Below are 15890 nucleotides of genomic sequence, written 5' to 3' on the forward strand. Positions count from 1 at the left end.
TTGAAAATGAACCAGCAGCATGATGGTGGCTAAATTGCCAATATGCAACGACGATGCCGTAGGGTCGAAGCCGATATACCCAGCCGTCATTTCTTTGGTCAGCTGCTCTTCGGTTCCGGGAGTCATGTCGTGCAGCATGCCCCGCCAACGGAGTTCTTCAATGAAATTCATACGTGAAAGGAGAAGGGAGTAAGGGGAAGAAAAGGAAGAAGGACGCAGGCTTTTTATCCCTTTTGTCTCTATCCTCCCTTTCGTTCCTCTCCTCCTTAGTTTGCAAAATTAGAATTTATGGCAACAACAGCGACGAATCACCGTAGCTCAAAAAGCGATACTCGTTGTCGAGTGCTTCCTTATATATAGTACGCCAGTTGTTGCCCACTAAAGCAGCAATGAGCAGGATAAGCGTAGAGCCCGGTTGGTGAAAATTGGTGATGATGCCGCGGCACATCTTCATCTGGTAGCCCGGCGTAATATAAATAGACGTGTGTGCCACAACCGTATCGGTATGGTGGGTATCCATATACCGAAGCATGGCCTCTACGGACTCTGCCGCTGTTGGTTGCTCGTTGGGCGGAATAGCATAGGCCATGTGCTGATCGAGCTGAAACGGGTTAGGCTCCTGCCGAAGCAATTTCACCCCAAACCAGTACAAACTTTCCAGACTCCGCATAGACGTAGTTCCCACTGGTAACAGCCGGTCCAGATGCTGACGGATATTTTCCAGATTCTGGCGGGTGTACACCACCTGCTCGGCGTGCATAGTGTGCTGCCGGGGGTCATCGGTTTTGATCGGCTGAAACGTACCGGCCCCTACATGCAGAGTCAGGTAATCATGACCAATGCCGCGTTCGGTGAGGGACGCAAACACCGCATCGGTAAAGTGTAAGCCCGCGGTCGGGGCTGCTACAGCCCCTTCATTGCGGCTATAGATGGTCTGATACGTGTCGCGGTCGGCGTCGGTAACGTCACGTTTGAGATAAGGCGGCAACGGAATCTGCCCAGCCAGATGAATAATGTGGGCAAATGGTTCGGTGGCGGGTTGCCAGCTAAACTCTACCACTGAGCGCTCATAATCGACATAGCCAACCGTGAGCTTCACGGGTCCATCGGGCGCTTGAAGCGTGGTTTGCAGCGTTTCGTCGGGCTTCCAGCGTTTCCGGTTGCCGATCATGCACTGCCATACCGACGAGCCGGTTTGCTCCATGGCTTCGAGCATGGGCGGGGGCGTGTCGCGCCCGTCAGCAGCTACGGGACTCAACAGAAACAGTTCGATCAGGGCACCCGTCGGTTTGTGAAACAGCAGCCGGGCCGGTATAACCTTCGTATTATTGAAAATCAGGAAGCTGTCGGCGGGTACAAACTGAGCCAATTCGCGAAAGCCCGCGTGCCGAATCTGGCCCTGCTGATAGACCAACAACCGGGACGCATCGCGCTGTGCCAGCGGGAAGCGGGCAATCCGATCGTCGGGCAGATCGTACTGGAATTCCTGTAAAGATAATGGGAGGTTCGAAGCCAAATCAGGCAAACTCATTGTTGCTGGAGGGTTTCATGAGAATGAGTCGGATTGGCAGCGCGATAATCACGCTCGCCAGAATAAACACACTCAGGGGCAAGAGCCAGCCGTAGGTGTAGCCATCGACCTGAAAATCGGAGCGGTTAAGCATCGACAAAACAAACAGCGACAACGCCAGAATGGTATTGACAGCCGCCATGAGCGCGTAAAACCAGTTGACCAGCACCTCGTTGAGGCTATCGCGGTGGCTGGCCCAGGCCGCAGCCACCGGAATTTTTTCGGTAGGCAGTTTAGGGATAAGACGCGCTATTGAGTTGATCAGGACGTTGTTGATCAGGAAAATAGCCACCGCTGCATAGAACAGGGTTTCACGGTCGAGGTACTGCGTTGCCAACCCGGCGGAGTTGAACATAACGGCTACCTGCGATGGATATGATATATAGCTGTTGATCAGAATAAAAACTAATCCGAGGACGGAGATGATCCGCCACGCCCGGACGAAAAAAGTGCCAGTTCGCATGGTTACATTAGTCAATTGGGGTGCAAAGTTACGGCCGGTGGCGCGTGTTTAGACAGTGTCTGCTTTATTAACTCCAATTTCGGAGCGGTCGTTTCGTTTTTTTCCGAGAGAAATGGCGTTCGCGTGGGCTTTATTGCCCATTTTTGGGAACACGAATAAAATGGGACAGAAACAACCCTCGTTATGAAGATTTATACCAAGACCGGCGATACCGGCCAAACGTCGCTCATTAGCGGTCGCCGGGTCAGCAAGGCCGATATACGAATTGATGCCTACGGAACCGTCGACGAACTGAATGCCTGGATTGGGCTGGTGCGGGATCAGGCAATTAATGCGGGTCGGCGCGATTTACTCAAGGAGATACAGGACCGCCTGTTTACGGTAGGTGCCACACTGGCCAGCGACCCAGAAAAAACGGTGCGGAAGCCAATACCTGATATTGACGAGGCCGACATAACGTTATTAGAGCAGGCGATGGACAATATGGACGCCGAGCTGCCCGAGTTACGCGCTTTTGTGTTGCCGGGCGGCCACGAGTCGGTATCGTATGCACACCTCGCCCGCACGGTATGCCGCCGGGCAGAGCGCCTGGTCATTGCCCTCAACGATGAAGGCCCGGTAGACCCGCTGGTGATCCAATACCTGAACCGGTTGTCGGACTACCTGTTTGTTCTGAGCCGGAAAATGGCCCATGAACTCCAGGCCGAAGAGGTCGCCTGGAAACCGAGGGTCTGAACCGCGCTCAGGCAGGTTTTGGGTTTATCTTTTTTAGTTCATAGTTGTTGGTTTTGGGTTTATAGTTTTGGGTTTATGGGCGTGCTACTTACTACCGGATAGTTATAGCACGCCAGGTCAGACCAAAATGATAAACCAAAAACCATAAACTCTCCCTAATCACAGTTCAGACATTGAGCTTCGTCAATCCTTCGTTTCTGTTTGGCTTACTGGCCCTCGCGGTACCTATTGCCATTCACCTGTTCAACTTTCGGCGGACGCGCCGGGTGTATTTCACCAATGTAGCGCTCCTGAAGACAGTGCAGACCGAAACCAAATCGTTTCGGCGGCTTAAACACTGGCTTATTTTGCTGGCCCGGTGTCTGTTTCTGGCTTGTCTGGTACTGGCGTTTGCCCAGCCGTTCATCCCCAGTCAAAACAAGCTCGGGCTGTCGCGGCAAGGGGTGACCAGCCTCTACCTCGACAACTCGTATAGTATGCAGAACGAGCTGAACGAAAAGCGGTATCTGGACATTGCTACGGGCAAACTTGACGAGTTGCTGACACTGTTTCGCAACGCTACATCGCTCCAGTTGCTCACCAACGACTTTTCGGCCGAAGAGCAACGGGCTGGTACGGCCGAGGCCGTGCGTGACCGCGTGACGAGTGTCCGCTTTGCGCATACGCCCCGCACACTCGAAGCCGTGTACCGGCGGCAACGCAACCTGTTGTCGTCGCTGAATCCGGGCGGACGCAACCAGCTTTTCTGGTTTTCAGATTTCCAGAAAAGCACCGTGGGCGACCTCAACCGGTTACAGGTTGACACAACCGACCGGGTTTTCATTGTGCCGCTCGACGCCCAGCCAACCAAAAATATCTACGTGGACTCGGTGTGGCTCAGTACGCCCTTTATCCGCGAGATGCAGAATAACAGCGTAAACGTAACCCTGCGCAACGGTGGCCGCGAAACGGTGCGCAACCTACCGGTGCGGTTGTACCTCGACGATACCCAAACCTCAACGGCCTCAGCCAATGTGGAGCCCGGCGGGGCTGCTACGGTATCGCTCAACTTCAACGTGACATCGAAGGGGTTTCACCGGGGCCGGATTGTGTTTGAGGATTACCCAATCACGTTCGACAACGAATATTTCTTTGTGATCGAAGCCTCGCCCTCAATTCGGGTGATGCACCTGACCGGCCCCAGCCTAACCGGTGCCCGGCCGGTCGATTATATTCGTACGGTGTATTCAAACGATAGTCTGTTTCAGTTTCGGAGTTTCAGTGCCCAGAACTTTGATGTTGGGTTGCTGAAAGAAACCGACCTCGTGGTGCTGGAGGGGGTTCCGGCCGTGAGCGGTACCCTCCGCAACGAGCTGGACCGGTTTGTGCGGCAGGGGGGCAGCATCACGGTTATTCCCGACGCCAACCCGGATGCCACGTCGTATGCTTCGTTTTTGGGCGGTTTGGGCGTCAACGGCCTACAGGCGACTCCGCCCGCACCCGGCAACACGCCTATCTCGTTGGCCGACCCCGACCGCAACAGTCCGTTCTTTAGCGATGTGTTCCAGCGCAGTTTCCAGTCGGAGCCGCTCAACCTGCCGGGGGCTGTGCCCGTTTGGCGGTGGAGCGGTGGCAACCGTTTACTGGCCCTTCGCGATGGGCAAACGTTGTTGAGCCAGAACCGGGTTGGCAGTGGGTATGTGTACGTACTGGCGAACCCACTCACGCCTAGCTACGGCAACCTGGCTGAGCACGCCCTGTTTGTGCCGGTTATGTACAAGATGGCCGCTCTGAGCGTGCGCGCCCAACGCACAGCGTATTCGTTCGACGATAACCTCATTACGGTTCCGGTCACTAATCCGTCGGAGAAAACGGTGTATAAACTGAAGCGCGACAAACTCGATATTATTCCGGTACAGCGTGTGGTAGGGAATCAGTTGCTGCTCGAAATGCCCAAGAGCAATGAATTGGCCAACGGGCAGAACGTAGAAGCGGGCTATTACGAGTTACAGCTCTCAAACGGCGACGGAGCGGGCAAAACGGAGCGGTTATTGGCTTTCAATCACGGCAACCGTGAATCGGCCATGGACTTTTACTCGGCTACTGAGTTGCGCCGGGCATTTGCGAACCAGCCTAATGTAGAGGTTTTCGACAGTATTCAGGACGGTGATTTTGTGCAGGTGCTCGAACAGCAAAACTTAGGCAAGAGTCTCTGGAAGTATTTTCTGCTGGCGGCCCTCGGCTTTCTGCTGCTCGAAATTGGTCTGGTGCGGTTTATGAAAGGAGTTTAAGCACATTGTAATTCTTAAAAATGCTGTGGGCGTGTATCGGAGAACCCCTAACGGGGTAAACCGGCCTGATGCATTTCCTGAGCTATGAACAGGCAGCCCCGATGGGGCATGATAACAAAGACAAAGGGCTGACATCAAACGAAGATGTCAGCCCTTTGTCTTTTAGCTCAATCACTACTCAATCCGGACTTTTCCGGCTCCCGAATAGCTACGCAACTCGGCATTGTACATGGCATCGGCCGAAGCGGCTCCCACCGTAAACGTACCACGGGTAACGGCCCGCACGAGATAGTAATACGTTTTGGTTTCGCCGGAAGCCGTTACGTAGAAGTTAATCCGGTCGTCGCGCACGTCGAAATGATCAGGCATATCGGGTTTGGCAGCCCCCTCCATCCACTTCATGTCACGTTGCTCACCCACCAACCGGGGGTTTTCGATCTCGAAGCCAGCGGGCAGCAAGTCGGTCAGAACCACGTTGGGAACCTCCAGACCGTTGGTGCTGGCAAGGGTCAGTTTCACCACAATCAGGTCGTTTTGCCGGATACTACCCACCGGGTTACCGTTTCGGTCGCGATACTCCCGGCGTACGGTCAGGCCATTATCTTCGTCGGGGGTAGGGCCATCGGCCGGAATCCCTTCCGACTGCAGCAGGTAGTACAAACTCCCGGTTCCGCCCGTACGAATACTGACCGCACTTTGGGGCACTCGTTTCAGCAACAAATCAGCACCGGTAAAATTGCCCAGCGCCCTCCCACCTGCCGAAACTGTGGCCGTTACAGTAGCCCCGGCGTTTTGACGGGCCAATTTACCCAAAGCCAGAAACGCAAAGGCCGACTCCTGCGTGTTCAGATACGAAGCCTGCCGTACCGCACCCGACAGTTGGCGGGCCAGCGTCGGAATCTGAAGATTGTCGCGGTCAGTAGCCATGAGGGCTTCGAGAACCAACGCCAGATTCCGAATGGGCGACGCATAACTACCTCCCGACAAACGGCCCCGTGAGGTGTCGGTAAACCGCTTGGGTAGCAGAGCGCCGTAACTGCGCGTGTCGCCCAACCGGAAAAACGCAGCCGCCAACAGGTAGCGGGCGTCGGTGGTGAGCACCGCCGAATTTTTGTAGTAGTTCATGCTCGGGCGGTTGGGCTTACCCGCCAAAGCCAGCGCGTAGAGGGCATACATGTGCGTTCGGCTGGCTACTTTGCGCACCGAGTACGAGCCTGTTTCGTCGTACACGGCCTCGTCTTCGGTGGCGGGCGTGCTGGTGAGGGCCGTCAGGTAATCGAGGGCTTTGCTCAGTGTAGCCCCGCGAACCTCATAACCGGCCCGGTCGGCTTCGGTCAGGAAATGTACCGCGTAGGCCGTCACCCAATCGTCGGGTTTGGCAGCTTCGGTACCTCCGGGCCACATGCCAAACCCGCCGTTGAACAGTTGACTTCCTTCGATTCGCTCCACAGCCGCCCGAACGTTGAAAGCCGGATTGAGGTCAGAATCGCCGTTTCGTACAAAATATACATTGGCTGTTTGGCCGATGGTGCGGGTCAGGTCGGCAAAGTAAAGCTGTGGGAACGCTTTCGAGATGGTTTGTTCGAGGCAGCCGTGCGGGTAGCCCAGCAAATACGACAGCTCACGACCGTATTGCAGGACGGGCGAACGGCTCAAGACCAGACTGGTGCGGGCCGTACCGGGGAGGTAAGCGGTTGCCGCGCCCCCAATCGTTTGGGCACTCCCACCTGCCACTACTCCCGACTGCGACCGCTTGACCAGCGAAGCCGCCGGACGAATAGTAATGTCGGTTTGATCGGTGAAGGTCTCGCCCGAACGACCGTCGGTCAGGTTCTGCACCGCCACCCGGATAGCTCCCGCACCGGTAGCTTGCCTGGCCCGTACCCGAAACATGACCCGCCCCTCACGGCCCGGTTGCAGGGTAAGCCGGCTTGCCGACGCCGATGCGCTGTCCTGCACAATATCGAGCGGCCCGTTGACCGCCAGCCGAACCGATACCGGCATGGCTTTACCCGTGGTGTTGCTGAGGGTTACGGGTAGGTTCAACTCATCGCCGGGCGAAAGGAACCGGGGCACCCCGGCACTAATCACAACCGGGTCGGCCACCTTCAGATTATGACTGGCCGACCCGAAAGCCTCGCCTTTGTAGGCCACCGCCATCACCCGTAAATCGCCGGAGAACTGCGGAATATCGACCGTAAACTGGGCCTCGCCATCGAAGCCGGTCTCCAGAATACCGCTCCACTGCGCCACGAGTTTGGCCCGACTGTTGGCGAGCGGATTCACCCGTTTTTCGAGGTTGTAGCCATCCCCCCCGAAGCTCGACCGGTTGCTTTTGAGAGACAATTCAGGGAAAAGCTGCGCGTACAAATCGTGGCTGCTAACCTCCAGAGCCCGCTTTTGGTAGAAAAAGCCATGTGGGTTGGGCGTCTGAAAATTTTTCAGCTGCAAAATTCCCTCATCCACCACGGCAATAGTCACCTGAGCATTAGCCTTCGTCTTGACCCGAATGATTTGTTTGGTTTTAGACCGCGACCCACTAACAGCCGCTATCTCGACGGGCAACTGCGTGCTTTTGTCCGACACCGTCACGGGCGCGAAGCCATGCGCGACGGTCAGCGGAAGGTTGGCCTCTACCCCATCCGGCGACTCCATGGCCCGGATCAGTGTAGCCGTCACGTACACGTTGGGCAGGTGGTCGTTACCCAATGGGAAACTCCATTCGGCCGATTTGTCGGTGATGTCGAGCCAGCGGTGTTCGAGCACCCGATTGCGCTCAATGGTCACGAGCAACTTCCCGTTGAACGGGCATTTAAACAGCACTTTGGCCCGGTCGCCGGTTTCGTAGGTAGCCTTGTCGAACGTCATCAGCACCTGCCCTTCCTGACTCACTTCAAACGACGAAGCCGTGGTACTGTTGAAGCCATACGCGTAGAATTTAGATAAGGTGTAGCCCGTAGTCGTAGCCCCAGCCCGGCGGATGCGCACCTCATATTCCCCCGACACGGTAGGTACGTACCGGAACGATGCCCGCCCCCCGTTGTACGTCAGGGCGTTGGTGTACACCGGTTTTTCGCGACGGCTGGTACGGTACTGGAGCACTCCGTTGCTGTTTTTTTCGACCACCGTCTGATAATCATACCGGACAATCTGCACCGTCGACTGAGCGCCCGGCCGCAACCGCCCTTCGCGGTCGAGGGCCACCGACTCAAACGCTAGCGGGGCGTTGGTAGTCACGTAGGTATCGGCCGCACGAACACCGAAGAAGACGTCCTGCGTAAACACATCAAACCGCCGAAGCCGATTGACTGGCCGACCGTTTTCGTCAAATACCGTGGAGAATAGTTTGCCTTCGAGCACGCCCATATCGGCAAACGTAGCCGCCACCGGAAACCGCTCGGTAGCCTGCCCATTGGCGTTGGTACGGCCCTGCCGAAGATCTTTCACGATCGTACCGGCCGAGGCTCCCTCAGGTTTTTCGAGGGCATCCATACCGCCGATCGTGAAGCCAAAATCCTCGAACCCTTTGGCCACAAATGCCTTTCGCTTGAGTTGGAGTTCGAGCTCATAAGCCCGGTCGGCAGCGGGCGGCCCAAACAGATTGGTTGCCGTAGCCGAAACCGTGATGGTTTGACCGCTTCGGTACACAGTGCGGTCGGTGAGTACATCCACTTTAATGCGATCAGGAATAAACTCCTCCACGCTGATCGACTCGGAGGTGAGCAACACGTTGTTGGCGTTGAGCACCTCCACGGTATACGTGCCCGTAACAGCCGCCGGGTCGAGCGGAATATCGGTAGCTACGGCCCCCTCGCTGTTGGTTTGCTTGCGTAGGCTGCGGAACTCGCGCCCGTTGGGCAACAAAACCCGCAAGGTGAGCGGGATAGCCCCCACGCTCTCCCAACGGGCATTGCGCACCACGGTGTTGAGGTGGATGGTTTCGCCGGGCCGATAAATGTTGCGGTCGCCGTACACGAAGGCTTCGAAACCGGAGGTGTTGTCGCGCTTGCCCTCCACCTCAAACCGCGATGTTTCGACCTCGGTATCGGCCAATGATAGGAAGTTGAAATCGCTCTCGCCGTTAGTTGCTTCAAGGGAGGCAGTCACCATTGCCATGGTGAAACCGGGGGCTCGCTCGTCTACTTTTTCGAACCGGGCCAGGCCATCGCCATCGGTCTTGATGGTCATCACCGACTGGTTGTTGCTGCTGATGAGCGACACCGACACACCCTGTAGGTTTTCGGCCGTTCGGATCGACTTGGCCCACACCAGTACGTCGGTTTTAGTACGCCGGGCAATCAGGCCAATATCCGACACCGAAACCAGCTGGCTCGCGCTCAGATACGCTTCATCGGCCGACCCCACCGAAATCAGGTACACGCCCCGCATGGGCCGCTCGCGGGTACTGCCGGGGCCGTCGGGCACGGCGATGTTGAGGGCCGAAACACCCCGGACCTTAGGCAGGTCGGTGGTTTCGACTGTCTTGTTGACGAGCACACTGCTATACTGTCCCTCCTCGTCGTTGACGTACGTATAGGCCCCCGTGGGCGACCAATTTCCGTCGGCCGTTTCGCCGTACTCCTCGTAACGCCCGCCTTTGAGGTAATGCAGAATGTTGTTTTCGTACAGTTTGGCAATTTTGACCTGCACCTTGGGTACGTTGACAATCGACAAGCCCACGTTGCGCGCACCCTTCGACGAGAGGTACATGGCTTTTTTATTGGCAAACTGAATGCTGGCGGGCATTTTTCCGAAAAACAGATCGCGGCTTACCGGCTCGGCCAACTGGGTATTGAGTACCCCCCGAATCTGGTCAGTGAGGGTCAGCACATAGGTGTCGGTTTCGTTGAAATCGCCCCGGATAATGAAACCATTTTCGGTCAGTTCGGCCGTTGTTTCCACGGCGGGCTGAATCGTGTAGTATTCCGACAAACGACCCGGCTGCAACTCCTGGGTTGTTATAACACGGGCAAACCCCTGTACCCCCGCGGCTCCCTTCTTGTCGAAACCCGTTTGCACATCTACCACGTCTACGGCCTGGCGGTTGGGCAACGATGCTCCCTGCTCGATCACCTCCTGGCTGGTGTAACCGGTATTGGGCACTTTAATGCCTTTATCGATTTTGAGTTTCAGAGGTTGCTCGTTGTTCGAAGCGGGGGCATCGGGCAGAGTGAGGGCTACGGCGGCTTGCCCTTCCACGGCCGTCGGAGCCTGGGTGGTGAGGGCTTTGTCGGTTTCGGCGGTGATGTTCACTTTACCGGCCACCTCACCCGCCGACACGGGATAATTAAAATTGAGCCGAAGCTTAGCCACGGGCTGCCCCGTCTCACGCGAACGAGTCCACCAGCTTTCAGTACCGGTAAGCTGAAGGTAGGGCGTATGGAACGCAATCTCCTCACCCGAAAGCGTCAGGTCTTTGTCGGTGACGTGGGTCAGCAGCTTATCGGTTAGTTCGGCACGGTAATCGGTGGCGGGGTCGAAAGCCACGGCAGGCGAGAAAATCAGCTCGTTTTCTGATACCCATTTAAACTTACCCCGCACGGCCGGCTTAAACCGTACATACTCGGTAGAGTCCCACTCCTGAAGCCGACCGGCAGGAGCCACATTTTTATTGAAAGCAAAACTCAGATTTTGGGTTTGCTCCACTTCGTCCTCAAAGTTACGCCCCACCACCGACACCTCGTTGAACGATAGCCGAGAGCAATTGATAAGCAAAAGCGGGATAAAGAAAACGAAATAGGCAATGTAGTGACGTGTACGCTGGGGGGTTAGCATAGCTGATATGAAATCGTGACGATTAACGCGGAAATATGCCGAATTGACAGCCTCCTTGCAAGACCCGATGAGTGAAAGGTAACAGCTGTGCTCAGCGTACCCTGAATAAATCGACCAGTTTGGGTACGTAATCGTCGTGGGTGTCGAGGGCGAGGTAATTTGCTTTGTATTGCTTGCACAGACGCTCGAGCCGGGCGCGGTTGTCGTTGAAGGTATTCTGAAGCCCCGCCCGAAACGCCCGCGACGAGGTGTTGACCCAATTGGTACGGCCCGTTTCGGCATCGTACACCGGAATAATGCCCAAAGGCGGCAAGTTGACTTCGCGTTGATCGTAAAAATGAATCACGACCAAATCGTGCTTACGGGCGAGGGCTTTAAGGCTCTGCTCGTACTGGGTATCGATAAAGTCGGACAGCAGAATTACCACACTCCGCCGTTTGAGCACATTGAGCGTAAACAGCAGGGCGTCGGACAGGCGCGTTCGGATCGACTGCGGCTGGAGTTTAAACAGACTCATAATGAGCTGATAACCGCTTTTCATGCTGTTGGCGGGCTTGATATATAGCTCTTTCTGGTCCGAAAAACAGTACAAGCCCACGTGGCTGGCTTCCCGAATAGCCGACATCGCCAACACGCCACATACCTCTTTGGTCACGTCGAGTTTGGTGCGCTCCTGCGAGCCTACCCGTTGCGAGGCACTCACATCGACCACGAAGAAAACCGTCTGATCTTTCTCTTCCCGGAAGACCTTTACAAACGTACCATGCCCTTTCGACGACACGTTCCAGTCGATAGCCCGCACATCGTCGCCGTACTGGTAGGTTCGCAGATCGGCAAACTCAAGCCCCGACCCTTTGAATACCGACCGAAAGCTACCCCGCATCTGGCTGTTCACCGCCTTACGAATACGGATTTCGATGTGTCGGAGCCGGGTAAGAAATTCATCCATGCGTTCGTTGCAGACAATGGGTGGTTTATGGACATCCCAAACCGCACCTATTGATGTTAATGTATGTTAGTAACTGATAATACTCAGTATTTGGTACGCATCCGAATTGTAGTTTCGCACCCGAAAGTTAATCGAAAATGAGTACGCACCGTATCCCCGGGGTTTTTATGGCCCTTTTGCTGTTGGTCAGTGGCTGTTCGGACAACGACGGCGTTGAGAAACCCGACAACTTAGTCGAAGCCGACAAAATGGCCCGGATTCTGACGCAGGTTCATCTGGCCGAAGCCCAGGTGGGTCGGTACGCCCTCCGGTCGACCGATTCGTCGACCCTTATTTTCAAGCGACTTCAAACGGGTATCTTGAAGAAATATGGGGTCGATACGTCGGCGTACCGCAAGAGTTATATCTATTACTCAGCGCACCCCGACAAGCTGGAGGCTATCTACGCCAATGTCACGAAGGAACTGCAAAAAATGAGCAATGTCTCTTCCACATCGACTACCGCGCCCAGCACCGCTACAGCCACCCGCGCCACTGTAGGTTCGGGTACTCTTCAGCGACCCCAGTAAAACCACCAAGCCATGCATGTAGGCATTATCGGAGCGGGCATTTCGGGCCTGACGTTAGCATACGAACTCCAAAAACGCGGTATTCCGTATCGGCTTTTCGAAGCTTCAGACCGTGTTGGCGGGTATATCCAATCGGAGCGCGAGGGTGCCTACCTGCGCGAAATTGGCCCCAACTCGCTGCTGGGCGGTACCGAACTACTCAACTGGCTCGACGAGCTGGGCCTGACCGGGCAGATCGAGATGGCCAAACCCGTGAGCAAAGCCCGGTTTATTTTCCGCAACGGCCAGTACCGCGAACTACCCTCGGGTCCGCCCGCGCTTCTGCTGGGTTCGTATTTCAGCTGGAAAACGAAATGGGCCATTTTCAACGAGCGGAACAACAAAACAACCTCCCCGCCGGGCGAAACGCTGGGGCAGTTTTTCCGCCGTCGGTTTTCAGGCGAAATTGTCGATTATGCGCTGGCGCCGTTTGTAGCGGGCATCTACGCCGGAGACCCGGAGCGGCTCCTCGTGTCCGAAACGTTTCCGGTACTGCTTCAGTACGAACGTGAGTACGGCTCGGTGCTTCGGGGATTTATTAAAAACCGCTCGGGCGAACGGCGGCAGTCGTTCAGTTTTCGTGATGGGATGCAAACCCTCCCGCTCACCCTGGCAGCCAACCTGAACGGGTTATCGCTCAACGATGCCGTGAGCCACTTGCAGCCACTCCCTGAGGGGCGCTGGCAGGTAACGGCGGCTTCGGGCACGTACTCATTCGATAAGCTGGTACTGTCGACACCTACTGGCCCGGCGGCACACCTGCTGGAGACCATTCAACCCGCTCTTTCGGCGGCTCTGCGCCAAATTGAATACCCGCCCATGACGGCCGTCCACTCAGCCTACAAACGCGCCGATGTGGGTTACCCGCTCGATGGCTTCGGGGGGCTCAACCCCGCCAAAGAAAACCGGTTCTGCGCGGGGCATATCTGGAGTAGCTCCATTTTTGGGTACCGCTGCCCCGACGACGAGGTGTTGCTAACTACGTTTGTGGGCGGCAAGCAAGCCCCCGACAACGCCCGTAAGCCTGAGTCTGAGATTTTCGAGCAGGTGCACCGCGAACTGTCCGAAAGCCTGAACATCCGGGCACAGGCACCGGTATGGCGCAGGCTCGTGCGCTGGGAACACGCCATTCCGCAGTACGACGCCAACCTGGCGGCTACCAAGCCCCTCATTGCCACCCTCGAAACAGACAACCTGTACGTGAGTGCTAACTGGTACGGCGGCATCTCGTTGCCCGACTGTATTCGGAAGAGCCAGACGCTGGCCCAGCAGTTTGGCGTGCCGGTTTCGGGCGACTGATGTTCCGTTTTTAGTGTATCGTGAGTTATTGAAAATGGCTGACGCTTAGGGCCGCTTCGGCGTTCCGATTCGACAGGCTCAGGCTGACGAGCAGCGCTCAAACCAAATGTCAGACTGAGCCTGTCGAATCGGAACACCGAAGCGGCCCTGTACGCCAGCATTTTTTTATAATTCACGTTAGTTTATCGTTTTGGTTAGCTGAAGTGCTATCGTGACAATCTGTCAGACTGACCCGCTCTGGAACAACTTTTGGAGATAAACCGACATCACACGTATTCTTCAAACAGTTACCTAAATACTCATCCTTTATGGAAGCGGTACAGAACGAAAAAGAAGGGACTAAACGCGGGCAGATCTCGATTCATACCGAGAACATCTTCCCGATTATCAAGAAGTTTCTTTACTCAGACCACGAAATCTTCCTGCGCGAACTGGTTTCCAACGCAGTCGACGCGACGCAGAAACTCAAAAAACTGGCTTCGTACGGCGAATACAATGGCGAACTGGGCGACGACCTGAAGGTGACCGTGGCGTTCGATAAAGAAGCCAAAACGATCACGATCAGCGACCGGGGTATCGGGATGAGCGCCGACGAGATCCAGAAATACATCAATCAGATTGCGTTTTCGGGGGCTACCGAGTTTATCGAAAAATACAAGGATAAAAGCGGGCAGGTCGATGAGAAAGCCATTATCGGTCATTTCGGCTTAGGGTTTTACTCGGCCTTTATGGTGGCCAAAGAGGTTGAAATTATTTCGAAATCGTACCGCGATGAGGAGCCTATCAGCCGCTGGGTGTGCGACGGTTCGACCGAGTTTGAGATTGGCCCCGCCGAAAGCCGGGTGTCGGGCGGCACCGAACGCGGTACCGACGTGGTTCTGCACATTGCCGAAGATTCGGAAGAGTTTCTGGATGAATACCGCTTGCAGGGTATTCTGGAAAAGTACGGCAAATTCCTGCCCATCCCGATTGAGTTTAACGGTAAGGTGATTAACAACACCACACCGATCTGGACTAAAACGCCCTCGGACCTCACCGACGACGATTACAAGAATTTCTACCGGGAGCTGTACCCCATGTCGGAGGAGCCCCTGTTCTGGATTCACCTCAACGTTGACTATCCGTTCAACCTGACGGGGGTTTTGTATTTCCCGAAACTGAAAGACGGTTTTCAGTTCAAGCGCGAAAAAATTCAGCTTTACAGCCGTCAGGTATTTATCACCGACGAGGTAAAAGACGTGGTGCCCGACTTCCTGATGCTGCTGCATGGGGTTATCGACTCACCCGACATTCCGCTCAACGTGTCGCGCTCGTTTCTGCAAGCCGACTCGAACGTGAAGAAGATCAACAGCTATATCACCCGCAAGGTAGCCGATAAGCTGAACGACCTTTTCAAAGCCGACCGGGCCGCTTACGAAGCCAAATTCGACGACATTGGTCTGTTTGTGAAGTACGGTATCCTGAGCGACGACAAGTTCTACGAGAAAGCCAAGGACTTTGTCCTACTCAAAAATACCGAAGTGTCGGGTGCGCCCTCGCGCTACTTTACGCTCAACGAATACCGCGAGCATGTACAGGCCAACCAAACCGACAAGAGCGAGACGGTCGTGATGCTGTACGCGACCAACGCGCAGCAACAACACGGATATATTGAGTCGGCACACCGGCGCGGGTACGATGTGCTGCTGATGGATACGCAGATTGACGCCCACTTTATCAACGCCCTTGAATACAAGCTGGAAAAAACGTCGTTTAAGCGCGTAGATGCTGATACGCTCGACAAGCTGATCGACAAGGGCCTCAATACCGAAAGTGTACTCTCGGAAGAAGACCGGACGAAGCTGAAAGAGCTGTTTGAGCAGACCCTCGACAATAAGTCTCTGGCCATTAATGTAGAGTCGATGCCCGCCGATGAGCTACCGGTAACGATTACGATGCCTGAGTTTATCCGCCGGATGAAAGACATGTCGGCTCTGTCGGGTGAGCAGTCGTTCTACGGCTCACTGCCCGTATCCTACAACGTGGCCGTGAATGCCAACCACCCGCTCACGAGCAAAATTCTGAGCACAACCGACGCCGAGGCCCAGAAAACTCTGGTAAAACAGGTGTACGATCTGGCGCTGTTGTCGCAAAATATGCTCACCGGTGCCGACCTAACCGCGTTTGTGCGCCGGTCGGTAGAGCAGTTGTAAACAGAACGTATGCACACAAAAAAGGGGCT

General features: G+C 55.4%; 10 protein-coding genes (1 of these 10 cut by a window edge). 5 read left to right on the forward strand and 5 right to left on the reverse strand.

What is annotated here, in order from left to right; translation table 11 throughout:
• From tyrS to RUDLU_RS0109725, 3 genes are all read right to left on the reverse strand, one after another.
• On the reverse strand, positions 1 to 171 hold the start of the coding sequence (tyrS, locus tag RUDLU_RS0109715; RefSeq protein ID WP_019988181.1) for a tyrosine--tRNA ligase. The gene continues 1131 nt to the left of window position 1, outside the view; the window shows 171 of its 1302 coding nt (coding positions 1–171); the start codon lies at positions 169 to 171; its stop codon lies beyond the left edge, outside the window.
• Between the two features lie 115 nt (positions 172 to 286).
• Complete coding sequence (locus RUDLU_RS0109720) at positions 287 to 1531, reverse strand: S-adenosylmethionine:tRNA ribosyltransferase-isomerase (RefSeq protein ID WP_019988182.1); 1245 nt, start codon at positions 1529 to 1531, stop codon at positions 287 to 289.
• Positions 1518 to 2033 (reverse strand): hypothetical protein, encoded by a 516-nt coding sequence (locus RUDLU_RS0109725; protein ID WP_027302919.1) that lies wholly within the window; start codon positions 2031 to 2033, stop codon positions 1518 to 1520. The genes RUDLU_RS0109720 and RUDLU_RS0109725 overlap by 14 nt, the downstream gene beginning before the upstream one ends.
• Before the next feature lie 183 nt (positions 2034 to 2216).
• On the opposite strand from RUDLU_RS0109725, the gene RUDLU_RS0109730 reads away from it, so the two are divergent.
• Together RUDLU_RS0109730 and RUDLU_RS0109735 are read left to right on the forward strand one after the other, a co-directional pair.
• Complete coding sequence (locus RUDLU_RS0109730) at positions 2217 to 2768, forward strand: cob(I)yrinic acid a,c-diamide adenosyltransferase (RefSeq protein ID WP_019988184.1); 552 nt, start codon at positions 2217 to 2219, stop codon at positions 2766 to 2768.
• Between the two features lie 173 nt (positions 2769 to 2941).
• Positions 2942 to 5038, forward strand: a complete 2097-nt coding sequence (locus tag RUDLU_RS0109735; protein ID WP_019988185.1) for a BatA domain-containing protein — start codon at positions 2942 to 2944, stop codon at positions 5036 to 5038.
• A 174-nt stretch (positions 5039 to 5212) separates the two neighbouring features.
• Here RUDLU_RS0109735 and RUDLU_RS0109740 read toward each other — a convergent pair whose 3' ends face one another.
• Together RUDLU_RS0109740 and RUDLU_RS0109745 are read right to left on the reverse strand one after the other, a co-directional pair.
• Complete coding sequence (locus tag RUDLU_RS0109740; RefSeq protein ID WP_019988186.1) at positions 5213 to 10813, reverse strand: alpha-2-macroglobulin family protein; 5601 nt, start codon at positions 10811 to 10813, stop codon at positions 5213 to 5215.
• 91 nt (positions 10814 to 10904) lie between these two features.
• Positions 10905 to 11762, reverse strand: coding sequence for a DUF58 domain-containing protein (locus tag RUDLU_RS0109745; protein ID WP_019988187.1), 858 nt, complete (start codon positions 11760 to 11762; stop codon positions 10905 to 10907).
• A 167-nt stretch (positions 11763 to 11929) separates the two neighbouring features.
• Between RUDLU_RS0109745 and RUDLU_RS0109750 the strand changes: the two genes are divergently transcribed.
• The 3 genes from RUDLU_RS0109750 to htpG all read left to right on the forward strand — a co-directional run bounded on the left by RUDLU_RS0109750 (position 11930) and on the right by htpG (position 15861).
• On the forward strand, positions 11930 to 12331 hold the full coding sequence (locus RUDLU_RS0109750; protein ID WP_245581651.1) for a DUF4296 domain-containing protein: 402 nt from the start codon (positions 11930 to 11932) through the stop codon (positions 12329 to 12331).
• Between the two features lie 12 nt (positions 12332 to 12343).
• The gene (gene hemG, locus RUDLU_RS0109755) at positions 12344 to 13669 is read left to right on the forward strand and encodes a protoporphyrinogen oxidase (protein ID WP_019988189.1); all 1326 of its coding nucleotides are present in this window, start codon (positions 12344 to 12346) and stop codon (positions 13667 to 13669) included.
• Between the two features lie 308 nt (positions 13670 to 13977).
• A complete protein-coding gene (gene htpG / locus RUDLU_RS0109760) occupies positions 13978 to 15861 on the forward strand; it encodes a molecular chaperone HtpG (protein ID WP_019988190.1) in 1884 nt (627 codons plus the stop codon).
• Positions 15862 to 15890: the final 29 nt, after the last annotated feature.

It is taken from the genome of Rudanella lutea DSM 19387 (assembly GCF_000383955.1).
GTDB classification, from domain to species: domain Bacteria; phylum Bacteroidota; class Bacteroidia; order Cytophagales; family Spirosomataceae; genus Rudanella; species Rudanella lutea.

Excerpts from the sequence above, each read along its gene's own strand:
- RUDLU_RS0109740 (WP_019988186.1), bottom strand. The coding sequence starts at position 10,813 with ATGCTAACCCCCCAGCGTACACGTCACTACATTGCCTATTTCGTTTTC.
- RUDLU_RS0109730 (WP_019988184.1), top strand. The coding sequence starts at position 2,217 with ATGAAGATTTATACCAAGACCGGCGATACCGGCCAAACGTCGCTCATT.
- RUDLU_RS0109750 (WP_245581651.1), top strand. The coding sequence starts at position 11,930 with ATGGCCCTTTTGCTGTTGGTCAGTGGCTGTTCGGACAACGACGGCGTT.
- RUDLU_RS0109720 (WP_019988182.1), bottom strand. The coding sequence starts at position 1,531 with ATGAGTTTGCCTGATTTGGCTTCGAACCTCCCATTATCTTTACAGGAA.
- hemG (WP_019988189.1), top strand. The coding sequence starts at position 12,344 with ATGCATGTAGGCATTATCGGAGCGGGCATTTCGGGCCTGACGTTAGCA.
- RUDLU_RS0109725 (WP_027302919.1), bottom strand. The coding sequence starts at position 2,033 with ATGCGAACTGGCACTTTTTTCGTCCGGGCGTGGCGGATCATCTCCGTC.
- RUDLU_RS0109745 (WP_019988187.1), bottom strand. The coding sequence starts at position 11,762 with ATGGATGAATTTCTTACCCGGCTCCGACACATCGAAATCCGTATTCGT.
- htpG (WP_019988190.1), top strand. The coding sequence starts at position 13,978 with ATGGAAGCGGTACAGAACGAAAAAGAAGGGACTAAACGCGGGCAGATC.